Source organism: Rhodococcus tibetensis (assembly GCF_024438035.1).
Taxonomy (GTDB): domain Bacteria; phylum Actinomycetota; class Actinomycetes; order Mycobacteriales; family Mycobacteriaceae; genus Rhodococcus_F; species Rhodococcus_F tibetensis.
Map to the genome: position 1 here is coordinate 77,503 of NZ_JANFQF010000024.1, position 14,873 is coordinate 92,375.

Annotated in this window: 15 protein-coding genes and 1 pseudogene; 11 read left to right on the forward strand and 5 right to left on the reverse strand. The window is 65.3% G+C overall.

The genetic code is table 11. From position 1 onward, the window contains the following. Nucleotides 1-64: 64 nt before the first annotated feature. The 5 genes from cysD to NOF53_RS23425 all read left to right on the forward strand — a co-directional run bounded on the left by cysD (nucleotide 65) and on the right by NOF53_RS23425 (nucleotide 5,519). Nucleotides 65-991, forward strand: coding sequence for a sulfate adenylyltransferase subunit CysD (gene cysD / locus NOF53_RS23405; protein WP_255973260.1), 927 nt, complete (start codon nucleotides 65-67; stop codon nucleotides 989-991). Beyond that, complete coding sequence (cysC, locus tag NOF53_RS23410) at nucleotides 991-2,841, forward strand: adenylyl-sulfate kinase (RefSeq protein WP_255973262.1); 1,851 nt, start codon at nucleotides 991-993, stop codon at nucleotides 2,839-2,841. Before cysD ends, cysC begins: the two co-directional genes overlap by 1 nt. After that, on the forward strand, nucleotides 2,831-3,970 hold the full coding sequence (locus NOF53_RS23415; protein WP_255973264.1) for a 3'(2'),5'-bisphosphate nucleotidase CysQ: 1,140 nt from the start codon (nucleotides 2,831-2,833) through the stop codon (nucleotides 3,968-3,970). Before cysC ends, NOF53_RS23415 begins: the two co-directional genes overlap by 11 nt. Further along, entirely contained in the window at nucleotides 3,957-4,346 is a 390-nt protein-coding gene (locus NOF53_RS23420; RefSeq protein WP_255973266.1) for a nuclear transport factor 2 family protein, read from the forward strand. The genes NOF53_RS23415 and NOF53_RS23420 overlap by 14 nt, the downstream gene beginning before the upstream one ends. A gap of 180 nt (nucleotides 4,347-4,526) precedes the next feature. Beyond that, entirely contained in the window at nucleotides 4,527-5,519 is a 993-nt protein-coding gene (locus tag NOF53_RS23425) for a phosphotriesterase family protein (protein ID WP_255973269.1), read from the forward strand. A 44-nt stretch (nucleotides 5,520-5,563) separates the two neighbouring features. Here NOF53_RS23425 and NOF53_RS23430 read toward each other — a convergent pair whose 3' ends face one another. Beyond that, nucleotides 5,564-5,830 (reverse strand): helix-turn-helix domain-containing protein, encoded by a 267-nt coding sequence (locus NOF53_RS23430; RefSeq protein ID WP_255973271.1) that lies wholly within the window; start codon nucleotides 5,828-5,830, stop codon nucleotides 5,564-5,566. A 96-nt stretch (nucleotides 5,831-5,926) separates the two neighbouring features. Between NOF53_RS23430 and map the strand changes: the two genes are divergently transcribed. Beyond that, the gene (map, locus tag NOF53_RS23435; RefSeq protein WP_255973274.1) at nucleotides 5,927-6,715 is read left to right on the forward strand and encodes a type I methionyl aminopeptidase; all 789 of its coding nucleotides are present in this window, start codon (nucleotides 5,927-5,929) and stop codon (nucleotides 6,713-6,715) included. 104 nt (nucleotides 6,716-6,819) lie between these two features. Further along, a complete protein-coding gene (locus tag NOF53_RS23440) occupies nucleotides 6,820-7,467 on the forward strand; it encodes a TetR/AcrR family transcriptional regulator (protein ID WP_255973295.1) in 648 nt (215 codons plus the stop codon). On the opposite strand, the gene NOF53_RS23445 is transcribed toward NOF53_RS23440, so the two are convergent. Next, nucleotides 7,461-8,087 (reverse strand): TetR/AcrR family transcriptional regulator, encoded by a 627-nt coding sequence (locus NOF53_RS23445; RefSeq protein ID WP_255973276.1) that lies wholly within the window; start codon nucleotides 8,085-8,087, stop codon nucleotides 7,461-7,463. The genes NOF53_RS23440 and NOF53_RS23445 overlap by 7 nt on opposite strands. 195 nt (nucleotides 8,088-8,282) lie before the next feature. Between NOF53_RS23445 and NOF53_RS23450 the strand changes: the two genes are divergently transcribed. Next, nucleotides 8,283-9,659: an MFS transporter gene (locus NOF53_RS23450; protein ID WP_255973279.1), complete on the forward strand. Its 1,377-nt coding sequence runs from the start codon at nucleotides 8,283-8,285 to the stop codon at nucleotides 9,657-9,659. Nucleotides 9,660-9,725: 66 nt separating this feature from the next. On the opposite strand, the gene NOF53_RS23455 is transcribed toward NOF53_RS23450, so the two are convergent. From NOF53_RS23455 to NOF53_RS23465, 3 genes are all read right to left on the reverse strand, one after another. Beyond that, a complete protein-coding gene (locus NOF53_RS23455) occupies nucleotides 9,726-10,739 on the reverse strand; it encodes an NADP-dependent oxidoreductase (protein ID WP_255973281.1) in 1,014 nt (337 codons plus the stop codon). Further along, complete coding sequence (locus tag NOF53_RS23460; RefSeq protein WP_255973283.1) at nucleotides 10,736-12,265, reverse strand: AMP-binding protein; 1,530 nt, start codon at nucleotides 12,263-12,265, stop codon at nucleotides 10,736-10,738. Before NOF53_RS23460 ends, NOF53_RS23455 begins: the two co-directional genes overlap by 4 nt. 88 nt (nucleotides 12,266-12,353) lie before the next feature. Then, a complete protein-coding gene (locus NOF53_RS23465) occupies nucleotides 12,354-12,833 on the reverse strand; it encodes a MaoC family dehydratase (RefSeq protein ID WP_255973285.1) in 480 nt (159 codons plus the stop codon). A 150-nt stretch (nucleotides 12,834-12,983) separates the two neighbouring features. Here NOF53_RS23465 and NOF53_RS23470 point away from each other — a divergent pair, with 150 nt between their 5' ends. The 3 genes and pseudogenes from NOF53_RS23470 to NOF53_RS23480 form a co-directional block, all read left to right on the forward strand. After that, on the forward strand, nucleotides 12,984-13,802 hold the full coding sequence (locus tag NOF53_RS23470) for an SDR family oxidoreductase (protein WP_255973287.1): 819 nt from the start codon (nucleotides 12,984-12,986) through the stop codon (nucleotides 13,800-13,802). Next, nucleotides 13,799-14,605 (forward strand): enoyl-CoA hydratase-related protein, encoded by an 807-nt coding sequence (locus NOF53_RS23475; RefSeq protein WP_255973289.1) that lies wholly within the window; start codon nucleotides 13,799-13,801, stop codon nucleotides 14,603-14,605. Before NOF53_RS23470 ends, NOF53_RS23475 begins: the two co-directional genes overlap by 4 nt. Then, nucleotides 14,592-14,873 (forward strand): annotated as a pseudogene (locus tag NOF53_RS23480) (acyl-CoA dehydrogenase); the annotation flags it as partial. The gene NOF53_RS23475 and the pseudogene NOF53_RS23480, both read left to right, overlap by 14 nt.

Here is a 14,873-nt window from a genome sequence, read left to right on the forward strand (position 1 = left end):
TTTCGACCGGGTCGGTCCAAATATGAACCGGCTCGGTATGGCTCTCGCGACGAGGAGTCGCTCCATGACCTCATCCACGGCACCGCCCGTCTACGAGCTGTCGCATCTCGGCGCGCTCGAGGCGGAGGCAGTGCACATCTTTCGTGAAGCGGCCGCGACGTTCGAGCGTCCGGTTCTGCTCTTCTCCGGTGGGAAGGATTCGGTGGTGATGCTCCACGTGGCCGCGAAGGCCTTCTGGCCTGCGCCGGTCCCTTTCGCCGTCATGCACGTGGACACGGGGCATAATTTCGACGAGGTGATCGAGTTCCGTGATCGCACGGTGGAGCGACTCGGCCTGCGGTTGGTGGTGACGAGCGTGCAGGACGACATCGATGCGGGCCGCGTCAGTGAAGAGACGGGAGCGCGTGCCAGCCGAAATAGACTCCAGACCACGGCGCTCCTGCGCGGCATCACGGACAACGGCTTCGATGCCGTCTTCGGCGGTGCCCGCAGAGATGAGGAGAAGGCGCGCGCGAAGGAGCGGATCTTCAGCTTCCGTGACGAGTTCGGGCAGTGGGAGCCTCGGGCGCAGCGCCCGGAACTGTGGAGTCTGTACAACGGCCGGCATCGCAAGCGTGAGCACATCAGGGTTTTTCCGCTGTCGAACTGGACCGAACTCGACATCTGGCAGTACATCAGCGAGGAAGGCATCGACCTTCCCGCTCTCTACTACGCGCATCGTCGCGAGGTGGTGCCGCGCGACGGAATGCTTCTGGCGCGCACCCGTTTCCTGACGCTGCTGCCGGGCGACGAACCGTACGAGGCGCTCGTGCGGTTCCGGACCGTCGGCGACGCCACCTGCACGGGGTGCGTCGAATCGTCGGCGACCACCGCCGAGGCCGTCGTCACCGAGGTGGCGGCAAGCAGGGTGACCGAGCGTGGGGCGACCCGCGCGGACGACCGGATCTCCGAGGCCGGCATGGAGGATCGCAAGAAGGAAGGGTACTTCTGATGCCGCAGCTTCTCCGGGTCGCGACGGCGGGAAGTGTCGACGACGGAAAGTCCACTCTCATAGGCCGTCTGCTCTACGACTCCAAGGCGGTCTTCGAGGACCAACTCGAGTCGGTGGAGCGGACCAGCCGCGAACGCGGCGACGAGCACGCCGATCTCGCTCTGCTCACCGACGGCCTCCGCGCCGAACGAGAGCAGGGCATCACTATCGATGTCGCACACCGCTACTTCGCGAACCCGCACCGCAAATTCATCATCGCGGACACTCCGGGGCACGAGCAGTACACCCGGAACATGGTGACCGGTGCCTCGACCGCAGACCTGGCATTAATTCTCGTCGACGCCAGGAAAGGGGTGCTCGAGCAGACCCGCAGGCACGCTTTCATCGCGAGCCTTCTCGGGATCCCGCACCTCGTGCTGTGCGTGAACAAGATGGACCTGGTGGGGTGGTCGGAGGAGCGCTTCGAAGAGATCAAGGAAGAGTTCCGGCAGTTCGCGATCAAACTGGAAGTGCACGACCTCACCTTCATCCCCGTCTCGGCGTTGCGCGGCGACAACATCGCGCAGCGGACAGCCAACATGTCCTGGTACGAGGGTGCGTCACTACTGCACCATCTCGAGCAGGTGCACGTCGCTTCCGACCGCAATCTCATCGACGCGCGATTCCCGGTGCAGTATGTGATCCGGCCACAACGCCAGACGGATTCCACGCTGCACGACTTCCGGGGTTATGCAGGCACGATCGCCAGCGGAGTGCTCAAGCCGGGGGACGAGGTGGTGGTGCTGCCGTCGGGGTTCACCTCCACGGTCAGCGCCATCTGGGGGCCGGGCGGAACCGCCCTCGACGAGGCCTTCGCGCCGTCCGCGGTGTGTGTCCAGCTTGCCGATCAGTTGGACGTCAGCCGCGGTGACGTGTTGTGCCGCCCCAACAACCGGCCTCTCGTCGGCAGTGAACTCGACGCCATGGTGTGCTGGTTCAGTGACCAGGCTGCCCTGGATCCGGACGCGCGGTACACGCTGCTCCACACCACCCGGGCCGTCAGGGCCACGGTGGCCCGCCTCGACTATCGGCTCGACGTCAACACGCTGCACCGCGACGAAACGGCACGGTCGCTCTCGCTCAACGAGATCGGCCGAGTTCAGCTGAAGACGTCACAACCTCTGATGTTCGACCCCTACCGCCGCAACCACGTGACGGGCAGTTTCATTCTCGTCGACGAGACCACGAACAACACCGTCGCGGCAGGGATGATCACCGGACCGACGCTGTCCCCGGCGAAAGTGGTGTGGCACGCGGCGGCGGTGTCGCGCGAGGAACGGCCCACCCGCGGACGCACCGTGTGGCTCACCGGCCTCTCGGCTTCGGGGAAGTCGACCGTCGCGGTCGAACTCGAAAGTCGGCTGGTCGCCTCCGGCGTGCCCGCGTACCGGCTCGACGGCGACAACCTGCGACACGGGCTCAACTCCGATCTCGGTTTCAGTGCCGCGGACCGCGCCGAAAACGTCCGACGGGTCGGTGCGGTGGCGCAGCTGCTTGCCGACGCTGGTGTCGTCGCGATCGCCTCTCTCATCAGTCCCTACCGCGCAGATCGGGAGCGCGTGCGCGCAGAGCATCGGGCGGCGGGGGTCGACTTCATCGAAGTGTTCGTCGACACCCCGGTGCAGCAGTGCGAGGCCCGCGATCCCAAGGGAATGTATGCGAAGGCGCGGGCCGGGGAGATCAAGGGGTTTACGGGAGTCGACGACCCGTACGAGGCACCCGGGGAAGCTGAACTCGTACTCCGGCCGGAGGACGGCACGCCGAGCGAACAAGCGGCGAAGATTATGGAATTGTTGAGACGTGACCTCTGACGCGCGGCTCGCGGCCGATATCGCCTCCGGTGCAGGTGCCTTGTTGCTGGACATCCGTGCTGCCGGACTCGGATCCGCGGACGGGCGTGAGCTGGGCCGGCGCGGTGACGTTGCCGCCGACGCGTTCATCTCCGGGAAACTGGCGGCCGAGCGTCCCGGGGATTCCGTTCTCTCCGAGGAGTCGGCCGACGACCGGTCGCGACTCGACAGCGATCGGGTCTGGATCGTCGATCCCCTCGACGGCTCGAAGGAATACGGGTCACCGGGGCACTCGGACTGGGCCGTGCACGTCGCGTTGTGGGAGCGTGGCCGGGGCATCACCGCCGCCGCGGTGTCCCAACCGGCGTTGGGGGCGGTGTACGCGAGTGACGACGGGAGCCGCGCAGTGCACGCCGAGGAACTCCCGGCGCGACCGCGCATCGTGGTGAGTGCCAGTAGGCCGCCGGCATTCATCGACGCCGTAGCGACGCAGATCGGCGCGGAGGTTCGGACCATGGGGTCGGCGGGTGCCAAGGCGATGGCCGTGCTGCGGGGTGACGTGGACGCGTACGTGCATGCGGGCGGACAGTGGGAATGGGACTCGGCGGCTCCGGTAGGTGTCGCCGCGGCCGCGGGCCTGCATTGCTCACGTATCGACGGAATGCCGCTGCAGTACAACGAGTCTCATCCGTATCTCCCCGATCTGGTGATCTGCCGGCCGGAGCTGGCGCAGTCACTCCTCGCTGCGATCGCCGAACACGCTACCGACACCGCCGACAGCGGACGCGTTGCGATGGCCCGCGCCTACATCGACGCGCTCGTGAGCCACGACGCGACGAAGGTACGGCTCGCCGACACCGCCTGGCGTGTGGAGAACGGTCAGCGCACCGGCGACTCGGGGTCGTTCATCCGGGACGAACTCGAGAACGGGCCGCAATACCAGGCCATCCAGGCAGTTCGCGAGCTCTCGTTCCACGAGTGGGGCGAGAACGTGGTGGCGCGGTTCCTGCTCGACCTCGGGGTTGCGCCCACCGAGGTCACGACGGTCCGCATCACCGAGCATTTCCACATCCCGGCCGGAGCGATCCAGTCGGTCATGGCCATCATCGAACCGTACGCAACCGAAGGGAATGCCGATGACCCCCGATGAGCTGGTCACCCGATTCTGCGCCGAATGGTCCGACCCCGACCCGGCCGCGATCGCCGAGTATTTCACGGAAGACGCGGTCTATCACAATATTCCGATGGAGCCGGTCAGCGGGCGGGACGCGATCCGTGAGTTTGTGACGGGTTTCGTCGCCGCTTTCGGCGGCATCGAATTCCGGGTGCACCGTCAGGTCGGCAGTGCCGGCGGGGAGGACGGGAGCGGTGTGATCATGAACGAACGGGTCGACGTGTTCGACATCAATGACACCAGGGTGGAGTTGCCGGTCGTCGGCGTCTTCGAGATCGCCGACGGCAAGATCGCCGCGTGGCGCGATTACTTCGACATGGCGCCGATCCAGGCGGCGGCGGCCGGAAACTAGAATTGCCCTCCCGCACTCCCGGGTGGACTTCCACTGAATGTTGACGTCAGATTCAATTGCGCTCTACTGTGAGCGGTCAGCGCTATGACGGTCGTCACAGGTGAGAGGACGTGAGGATGTGCCGGGGTCGATCTCGCCTGGCAGCCCCGCCGAGTCCGTCCGACCAGGAAGAGAGCACTCATGACCCGTATCAACACTGTCCGTGGTCCTGTCGACACCGCGGAACTCGGTCGTACTTACATGCACGAGCACGTGTTCGTGCTGACTCCCGATGTGCAGCAGAACTATCCGGAGGAGTGGGGGAGTGAGGACGAGCGCGTCGCAGACGCCGTGGCGAAGCTACGTGCCCTGGCCGCGCAGGGGGTCCGGACGATCGTCGACCCCACCGTCGTCGGCCTCGGCCGATACATCCCGCGCATCCAGCGCGTGGCCGAACAGCTCCCGGACTTGAATATCGTTGCGGCCACCGGGTTGTACACGTATGACGATGTGCCGTTCTTCTTCCACTATCGAGGTCCCGCGCTCGACGCCATGGTGGGCGCCGAGGTTCCCGACCCGATGGTCGACATGTTCGTCAAGGACATCGAAGAGGGAATCGCCGACACCGGGGTCCGGGCAGGGCTGCTCAAGTGCGCCATCGATCAACAGGGTTTGACGCCCGGCGTCGAGCGGGTGATGCGGGCGGTGGCGAAGGCGCATCGGCGTACCGGTGTGCCGATCACCGTGCATACCCATCCGGGCAGCACCGCGGGCGTGCACGTCAAACGGGTCATGTGCGACGAGGAGGGCGTGCGGCCCGACCGGATCGTCCTCGGACACAGTGGTGACACGACGGACGTCGAGCACCTGACGAGCTTGGCGGAGCAAGGGTTCATCCTCGGGATGGACCGGTTCGGGATCAATCTGGACACCACCTTCGAGGCGCGTGCGGACACGCTCATCGAAATGTGCCGCCGCGGGTTCGCCGGGCAGATGGTGCTGTCCCAGGACGCATCCTGTTACATCGACTGGATCGACCCGAACCTCATGGCAGCGCTACCGCAGTGGCACTACCTCCACATCGAGAACGACGTGCTGCCGTACGTGCGCGAGCGGGGTGTCACGGAGACGATGATCTCCGAGATGCTGGTGGAGGTGCCGCGGCGATACTTCGAGAATGTGATCGCTTATTAAGCCTCGATGCAGTGTTCCGCGAACAGAGTCGGTGCGAGCCTGAGTCAGCCGGTCTCCTGGAGGTCGGCGCGGGCAAGGCAGATATGCGCAAGGTCGTCGAGGGGCACGGCGAGGGTACGGGCCAGTGCTGCAATGGTTGTGAATGCCGGAGTCGGCATTCTGCCGGTCTCGATCTTGCGCAGAGTTTCCGGCGAGATCGCCGTCGCCTGCGCCACCTCGACGAGCGTGCGATCGCCTCGGGCTTGACGCAGATGCGCGCCCAGGCGCTGACCGGCCGCGAGTTGGGCAGGAGTGAGCGGGAGACGCACCATTCCACCAGTCTACTCGAAGGCGGTATGAAAATACCGACCCCTCGGCTACGATGGTATTTTAATACCGGTCATCGGGTCGGGTGGAGAGGAAAACTTGTGCTGGAACTGAAGACACCTCGTGAGATCGAAGCGATGCGCGTCACGGGCGCGTTCATCGCCGAGCTGCTCGACGACCTCGCCCGCCGGGCCGAGCCGGGGGTGAACCTACTCGACCTCGAACACCGCGCCCGCCAGCTGATCGCCCAACGCGGCGCCCAGTCGTGCTACTGGGATTACGCGCCGTCGTTCGGGCGGGGTCCGTTCCGCAACGTCATCTGCCTGTCGGTCAACGATGCAGTGCTGCATGGGCTGCCGCATGACTATTCACTGCGTGACTCGGACCTCCTGAGCATGGATATCGCGGTGTCGATTGATGGGTGGGCCGCCGATTCAGCGCGGAGTGTGATCGTCGGTGTCCCGCGAGCCGAGGATGAGCGGCTGATCGAAGCTACCGAACGTGCCTTGGCGGCAGGGATTGCCGCTGCGTTGCCCGGTAACCGCTTGGGCGACATCTCCGCGGCGATCGGGGCCGTGGCCGCCGACTATGGATTCTCGGTCAACACAGAGTTCGGCGGCCACGGAATCGGGCGCACCATGCACGAAGACCCACACGTCTCCAACGTGGGACGCGCGGGACGAGGTCCCCGGCTGCAGCCCGGATTGACCCTTGCGCTCGAACCGTGGTTCGCCCACAGCACCGACAGAATCATCTACGACGATGACGGGTGGACCATCCGCTCCGCCGACGGATCTCGTACCGCTCACAGCGAACACACCATTGCCATCACCGACGGCGCGCCAGTCGTCCTGACGTGTTCCGAGCACGTCGCGGCATCCGCACGGTAGTTCGACACCTTGAAACTGACACCGAATTCAAGTATTACTCGGGTATGAAGAACTCCAACGGTGGGGAAGTGCTCCCCGAACGGGGAGTGGAAGGTTCGCCCTCGATGGCGAACGCGACCGTCCTCCGGGAGCCACCGGTGACGGCCCGAGGGGTCCGCACTCGTGACCGGTTGGTCGCCGCCGCCCGAGTGGTGTTCGAGCGTGAGGGCTATCTCGATGCTCGGCTCGTCGACATCAGCAAGGAGGCTGGGCTTTCGACGGGTTCCTTTTACACCTACTTCGCCAACAAGGAACAGATTTTTGCGGCTGTCGTCGAGGTGACTCAGAACGATCTGCTCCACCCCGGAATGGGACGAGTAGCCGATGAGGGCGACGTGCACGCGGTCGTCGAGGCCAGTATCCGCGCGTATCTGCACGCATGCCAAAGAAACGCACGGCTACTGGCGCTACTCGAGCAAGTGGCGCACGTAGACCCCGAATTTCGTGAACTCGAACGCCGGCGCGACGGCATCTTCTTTCGTCGCAACGCCCGGGCAATTGCGGACCTGCAGGATCGGGGCCTCGCAGACGGGGCGCTGGACCCGATGCTCACGTCCAAGGCGCTCTCCGCCATGGTCGGCAGGACGGCTTACGGCTATTTCGTCGGGCCCGTGAGCGAACGGAAGTCCCTGTCGTTCGATCAGTTGGCGACGGGGTTGGCGCGGATGTGGACGAACGCTCTGCGGGTGCCGGATTCCGCTGAGATTCAGTAGCCGGGCGCGTGCAGGATTCGTAGGACGAGGTCGGCGTTGATGTCGCCCAGCTCTTGCGGGGTGAATTCACCGTCGGGGTGGTACCAGCGGCAGATGTCGACGGCGAGGGACATGATGGCGAGCACCGCGACTCGGGGATCGGGAATCAGGAAGACCCCCTGATCGATTCCCCTGCGCACCTCCCGCATCGCTGCGACGCGGATCTGCAGGCGCGTCTGCGCCACGACCTCGTGGTGTTCGGCGTTGAGATGCCGGCTCTCGTACTGCGCGATGCGTGCCTTACGGAAATTTGTGGCGTGCAACATGCTGAAGTCGCGTACCAGCGCGCGAACCCGGTCGATCGGGTCGGTGAACGGTGCGACGGCGTCCAGCACCTGCGCGAGTGCGCGCTCGTGGGCGCGGCATACGAGCCGGAACAGCAGATCCTCCTTGGATGGGAAGTGGACGTACATCGCGGAGGGGCTCAGGCCTGCCATCGTGGAGATGTCGCGCGTGGTGGTGGCCTCGAAGCCTCTGTCGGAGAACAACACCGTAGCCGCGGCGAGCAGGCGCTCCTCGGATGTCGAGGCATCGCGGGACGGTTCACCGGCCGCGAGGGTGGGGTCCCGCAGATCGGTCATGTGTAGTCCTCTCGGGTTCCACGGGCCGGCCGGGTCCGTGGCAAATATATGTCAGATCGATCGTGCCGAGTGATTGACATCACACGTCAAGTGAAACACACTAAGCAAGCGCTCACTGACTTGAAGTTGGCGTCAGGTTCTGAAACTTCATCTCGTAGGCCCAACCCCCACAGACCTATCTCGAGGAGTGATTGGATGACTACATCCGCGGTGCAGCCGAGTAAGGACGCGACCGGCGACACGGCCGTCCAGCGGAAGCGGGCACATCGGAAGCTGCTGGCGGCAGGCCTCGTCGGCAGCTCCATCGAGTGGTACGACTTCTTCCTCTACGGAACCGCTGCGGCCCTTGTCTTTCCGCATGTCTTCTTCCCCGATTCGTCGGCGCTGATGGGCACTCTCCTGTCGTTCAGCACGTTCTGGGCGGGCTTCGTCGCTCGGCCTCTCGGTGGACTCGTCGCAGGCCACTACGGTGACAAGTACGGGCGCAAGCCCGCTGTGGTGACCTGCCTGCTGTTCATGGGCCTCGCCACCTTCCTCATCGGATGCCTCCCGGGTGCATCCTCGATCGGAGTGGCTGCACCGATCCTGCTGGTGGTGCTGCGCTTCATCCAGGGCATCGCGTGCGGCGGTCAGTGGGGCGGAATCGTCCTCCTGCTCACGGAGTCGGCGAGTCCCAAACGCAGAGGGTTCTCCGGCACCTTCGGTCAGATGGGCGTCTCGTTCGGTGTGCTACTCGGCAACCTCGTGTTCCTGGGCGCCACCGCCGCCATCTCGAACGAGGCGTTCCTCAGCTGGGGTTGGCGTATTCCCTTCTTCGCCAGCGCATTGCTGTTCCCCGTCGTGCTCTACATCCAGACGAGGGTCGAGGACACACCCGAGTTCCGCGAGCTGCAGGAAGAGGCGCAGAAAGGCAAGGAAACGGTGGTCCGGGCGCCACTGACCCAGGCGGTCAAGGACCACTGGCGCAAGATTCTGCTCGGGTGCGGACTTCTCGCGGCTACCAACTCGCTGTTCTACATTTCGATCGCCGGCGTGCTCAGTTACGGCACTGCCGAATTGGGCATGAAGCGCAACGATCTGCTGGCGATCTCCCTGCTCAGTGCCGGGCTCACCGTCGGTGTGGTGCTGTGGTCGGGGCACGTGTCGGACAAGATCGGGCGACGGCCGATGATCTTGATCGGTGCCGGAATGATCGTGCTGTGGGCCTTCCCGTACTTCTGGCTGATCAACACGAAGAACCTCGTGCTGTTCTTCATCGCCGTCACCGTCGGAAGTGTCTTCCAGTCCATGACCTACGGTCCGATCGCCGCCTACATGGGTGAGCTGTTCGCACCCAACGTGCGCTATTCGGCAGCCTCTCTGGCCTACCAACTGGCCGCGATCACCGTCAGCGGCGGTACTCCGTTCATCATGACCGCGCTGATTGCCAAGACCGGAACCACCACGCTCGTCGCCGTGTTCGTCGCCTTGATGGGACTGGTCACTTTCCTCTGCGCGTGGCGGCTTCACGAGACCAACCCGGCGGAAGTCCGCAAGGACCCGAACGCTGTTCCCGGAGCCCAGTTCTACTAGAGCGGCACCGAGACCACAAAATGCCCACCGCTGAAAGCGGTGGGCATTCTGTGCGTGGCGGGAGTGTCAGTTGTCGCTGATCTTCAGCACCAGCTTGCCGGTGTTCGCCCCGTCGAAGAGCATGGTGAGCGTGCGGCCGAAAGCCTCGACACCGCCGGATTCCACCTGCTCACGCGTCACGATGTCACCGCTGCGAATCCAGTCCGACATCGCCTCCATGCCCTCGGCAAACCGGTCGAGATAGTCGAAGACGATGAATCCGGTCATCGAGGCACGGTTGACCAGCAACGAGAGGTACCGTGACGGGCCGGGCTGCGGATCGGTGGCGTTGTATCCGGAGATCGCACCGCACAACGCGACCCGGGCGTTCTTGCGCAGGCGCCCCAGTGCGGCGTCGAGGATCTCGCCGCCGACATTGTCGAAATAGATATCGATGCCGTCGGGTGCAGCGGCCCGCAGCGCGCGGCCCACGGGTCCTGCCTTGTAGTCGATCGCGGCGTCGAAACCCAGCTCCTCGGTGAGCCACGCGCACTTCTCGCGGCCGCCGGCAATGCCGATTACCGTCGCGCCCTTCAGTTTGGCGATCTGTCCGGCGATGCTTCCCACTGCCCCCGCCGCTCCCGAGATGAGCACGACATCGCCCTTCTCGAGCTTGCCGACATCGGTGAGGCCGAAGTAGGCGGTCATGCCGGGGAATCCGAGCGCTCCGAGCCACGTGGGCGCCGGGGCGAGTGTCTCGTCCACAACGAGCGCGCCCCGGCCGTCGGAGACGGCGAACTCCTGTATTCCGAACTGTCCGGATACCAGCTGCCCCTCCGGAAACTGTCGATTTCTCGACGCCACGACGCGGCCCACGGCATGCGCGCGCATCACCTCACCGATCTGGACGGGCGGCACGTACGACTTCACGTCGTCGAGCCAGCCGCGCATGGCGGGATCGAGCGAGGCATAGTCGACCTGCACGGTGAACTCGCCGTCCGACGGGTCGGGAATCGGTTCGGAGGCGATTTCCCAGGTGGAGTCGTCGGGGCGGCCGATCGGTCGTTTCGCCAGTCGGACCTGTCTGTTGACGGTTGTCACGGTGTCACCTTTCGAGGTACTTCTGCGGTCAGGGCGTCAGTTCTCAGCGCGGCCCTGTCGATCGACCGCTTGAGAATTTTTCCTGTCGAGCCTTTGGGGAGGGTGTCGACGATCGAGACGATGCGGGGAATCTTGTAGGCGGAGAGGCGCTCGCGAGTCCACTCGGTGAGCTCGGTGCCGCCCAGCCGTGAGCCGGGCAGGAGGGCCACCACCGCGGCCACCTCCTCTCCGTAGTGGTCGTCGGGAACACCGATGACCGCGGCCTCGACGATGTCGGGGTGCGTGTACAGAACCTCTTCGATTTCACTGGGATACACGTTGTAGCCGCCGCGAATGATGAGGTCCTTGACCCGGTCGACGATGCGGAGGTCTCCGTCCGAGTCGAGTGCGCCGAGGTCTCCCGTGCGCAGCCAGCCGTCCGGTGACAACACGGCCGCGGTGTCGGCGGGTCTGTTCCAGTACCCCCTCATCACCGTGGGACCCTTCACGAAGACTTCACCGACGGTGTCGGGCGGGCAGTGGTTTCCGGAGTGGTCCCGGACCTTGACCTCCATCCGGGGAACAGCACGTCCCGTGTAGCCGATCTTGCCGCCGCGGTCGATGTCGTTGAATGTGCCGAACGCGGTGGTTTCGGTGAGTCCGTACCCCTCGAGGATGGTGCACCCGAAGCGCGCCTCGAATTCACGGGCCACCTCTCCGGGCAGCGACGCACCGCCGGAGATCGCGATCCGTAGCTGCTCGAAATCTTGTGGTTCGGCGTCGCTCGCCGCGTGGAGCATCGCATTCCACATCGTCGGGACACCGGCCATGATGGTCAGGCGGTCGCGACGCAGCACCTCCAGCATCGCCGACGGGTCGAACCGCGCCAGTAACGACAACGAGCCACCACCGGTGAACGTCGCCATCATGACCGAGGCCTGTCCGAAGACGTGGAACAGCGGGAGCCCGGTGCCCGTGCGGTCTTCGCTCGAACCGCGACTGCATTCGGCACCGATCTCGCCGCCCGAGAGCAGGTTTCCGACGGTCAGCTCCGCACCTTTGGGGCGTCCGGTCGTTCCGGACGTGTACAGAATGGCTGCGGTGTCCTCGCTGTCCCGATCGACGACGGCGGTCGGGTCCCCTTCGAGCGCAACAATATTCGGAGTCAGCGTCCGGACCGGGATGTCGAGCGCTGCCGCAGCCTGGCTCGCGGCGGGCCCAAGCTCGTGCCAGACGATTGCCAGTGACACACCGGCGTCGTTCAGGACGTACTCGGTTTCCGGCCGGGTCGACATCGTGTTCACCGGGACCACCACGCCCCCGGCCGCCTGAATCGCGAGGTACGCCACCACGAACTCGGGCACGGACGGGGCGGCGAGGAGAACGCGGTCGCCGGGGGAGATATCTGCTGCCTGAAGCGCCGCCGCGTAGGTCGTGCTCGCGATCTGCAGCTCTCGATAGGTCAGGGTGCTGTCTGCACCCCGCAGAGCGATGTTGTCGGGAGTGGTGTCCGCGTGGCGGCACACGGGATCGATCACGTTTGCCATGTTCGTCAGCCTCCGAGTCGAGCTCTGATCAGGGGGTCACGCGCGAGTACGTGCCGCCGCACCTCGGGCGGCGCGTACTGCATGGGGGCTAACCGGCCTCGACCACCCGGGCGACCGACTCCGACACGACCACCGGCTTGTCCGAACCTTCCCGTTCGACCACCTGGGTCATCGTCACCTGGATGCCTCCGCCGACCTGTTCGGCGGACTGCACGGTGGCGCGCATCCGGATCCGCGAACCCACGGGCACGGGAGCCGGAAAACGGACCTTGTTGTACCCGTAGTTCAAACTGTGCGCGAAACCGTCGAAGCGCAGCAGGGTCGCGGACAGGGCAGGCCCGAGGGACAGGCTGTAGAGACCGTGGGCGATCGTTCCGCCGAGGGGACTCGATGCAGCGCGTTCGGGGTCGATGTGAATCCACTGGTGGTCACCGGTGGCGTCGGCGAACGCGTCGACCCGTTCCTGAGTGACCTCGTGCCATTCGGTGGGGCCCAGTTCCTTCCCGATCAAAGCGGTGAGCTCGTCGAGGCTTGCCGGACGGACGGGCAGTTGGGTCGTGTCGGTCATCTGTCTCCCTCAATTGCGGATGGTGGGTGTCGGTCAGGTCGAGGCAGACTGCCTGGGATCTTCACAGCCCGGCACTTGAACTTGACGACGGATTCAACTATACAAAAGAGAGACGCGAGTCACAACGCACGGCGAAGGAGAGGACACCTCGTGAAGGTTGCACAGAAGGTCGCCATCGTGACCGGCGGTGGAGGCGGGATCGGCGGAGCGATCGCCGAACGTCTCGCCCAACTGGGCGCGAGCGTGCTGGTCGCCGATCTCGATCCGAACGCAGCCGCCGCGATCGCAGACGGAATCAACGAACGGCACCCCGGATCTGCCCTCGCCGAAGGTGCCGATATCGCAGACCCCGAGCAGATCCGACGCATCATCGAGCGGGCAGAGACCGAGTTCGGTCCGGTCGACCTCTACTTCGCCAACGCAGGCATCGGGGGAGCGCCGGGCCTCGATGCCGACGACGCCGACTGGGACCGCGCCTTCGACGTCAACATCCGCGCCCACATCCGCGCCGCCCAGCAACTCGTGCCGACATGGATCGAGCGCGGCGAGGGGTACTTCGTGTCGACCGCGTCTGCGGCGGGCCTGCTCACTCAGATCGGCTCGGCCACGTACGCGGTCACCAAGCATGCAGCTGTCGCTTTCGCCGAATGGCTGTCGGTCACATACGGCGACCGAGGAATTCGGGTGAGCTGCCTCTGCCCGATGGGGGTCGAGACCAAGTTGATGCGCTCCGGTGAGCACTCGGGGGATCCGCTCGGGGTTGCCGCCACCCGGGCCGTGATCTCGGCGGGGGAGGTGCTGCAGCCGGCGCAGGTCGCGGACATAGTGCTGGACGCCGTGGACCGGGAAACGTTCCTGATCCTGCCCCACGAAAGCGTCCTCGGCATGTACCGGCAGAAGGGGTCCGACTACGACCGCTGGCTGCACGGAATGCGCCGCTACCAGAGCTCACTGCTGGAAAACGCATGACCGGTGCGAACGAGGACCTGGTGCTCGCCGAGCGGCGCGGGCTGGTCCTGGTCCTGACGTTCAACCGGCCGGCGAAACTCAACGCCTGGACCGACGAACTCGAGGACCGCTACTTCGACCTGCTCGACGCGGCCGAGGACGACCCCGAGGTCCGTGCGCTCGTCGTGACAGGGGCGGGCCGCGGGTTCTGTGCCGGTGCGGACCTGACGCACCTGCAAGCGGTGGGCGACGTCACGGACCTGCCGGACCGTCGTCCGCGCGACGTGCCGATTGAACTGCGCAAGCCGCTCATCGGTGCCGTCAACGGCGTCGCGGCTGGGCTCGGCATGGTCGAGGCTCTCTACTGCGATGTCCGGTTCGCTTCACCGGCTGCACGTTTCACGACCGCCTTCGCTCAACGTGGGCTGATCGCCGAATATGGCATCTCCTGGCTGCTGCCCCGGCTCGTGGGACGCAGCCGCGCCACCGACCTGTTGCTGTCGAGCCGCATGGTGGAGGTCGAGGAGGCACTGCGCATCGGACTCGTCGACCACCTCGTGCCGGACGGGGCGGTCGTCGATGCCGCGGTCGCGTATGCCGAGGAGCTGTCGACGCACTGCTCCCCGACGTCGATGGCCGTTATCAAGGACCAATTACAGAACGATGCGGACGGCACCTACGCCGAGTCCGTGGCCCGCGCGGAAGGCCTGATGTTGCAGGCGTTCCGCGGGGTCGATCTCGTCGAGGGCGTACAGAGTCACCTCGACAAGCGCACACCCACGTTTCCCTCACTACCCGTCAGGAGTTCCCATGTCCCTGTTTGACATCTCGGATCGCGCCCAGCAGTTGCAGACCGATCTGCTGGAGTTCATGGATTCGCATGTGTATCCGGCGGAGGCGGTGTACGAGGAGCAGATGCGGGAGTCGGGGGATCCGCATTTCCAGCCGCCGGTGTTGGAGGAGTTGAAGGCGGAGGCGCGTAGCCGGGGTTTGTGGAATCTGTTTCATCCGCACCCGGAGTGGGGGCCGGGCCTGACGAACCTCGAGTACGCCCCGTTGGCGGAGATCATGGGCCGCAGCCATATCGCCTCG

Bases quoted from the DNA above. Each gene is read 5' to 3' on its own strand.
- cysD (WP_255973260.1), top strand. From the start codon at position 65: ATGACCTCATCCACGGCACCGCCCGTCTACGAGCTGTCGCATCTCGGC.
- NOF53_RS23465 (WP_255973285.1), bottom strand. From the start codon at position 12,833: ATGACCGACACGACCCAACTGCCCGTCCGTCCGGCAAGCCTCGACGAG.
- NOF53_RS23440 (WP_255973295.1), top strand. From the start codon at position 6,820: ATGGCGAACGCGACCGTCCTCCGGGAGCCACCGGTGACGGCCCGAGGG.
- NOF53_RS23445 (WP_255973276.1), bottom strand. From the start codon at position 8,087: ATGACCGATCTGCGGGACCCCACCCTCGCGGCCGGTGAACCGTCCCGC.
- NOF53_RS23425 (WP_255973269.1), top strand. From the start codon at position 4,527: ATGACCCGTATCAACACTGTCCGTGGTCCTGTCGACACCGCGGAACTC.
- NOF53_RS23430 (WP_255973271.1), bottom strand. From the start codon at position 5,830: ATGGTGCGTCTCCCGCTCACTCCTGCCCAACTCGCGGCCGGTCAGCGC.
- NOF53_RS23475 (WP_255973289.1), top strand. From the start codon at position 13,799: ATGACCGGTGCGAACGAGGACCTGGTGCTCGCCGAGCGGCGCGGGCTG.
- NOF53_RS23460 (WP_255973283.1), bottom strand. From the start codon at position 12,265: ATGGCAAACGTGATCGATCCCGTGTGCCGCCACGCGGACACCACTCCC.
- NOF53_RS23420 (WP_255973266.1), top strand. From the start codon at position 3,957: ATGACCCCCGATGAGCTGGTCACCCGATTCTGCGCCGAATGGTCCGAC.
- cysC (WP_255973262.1), top strand. From the start codon at position 991: ATGCCGCAGCTTCTCCGGGTCGCGACGGCGGGAAGTGTCGACGACGGA.
- NOF53_RS23450 (WP_255973279.1), top strand. From the start codon at position 8,283: ATGACTACATCCGCGGTGCAGCCGAGTAAGGACGCGACCGGCGACACG.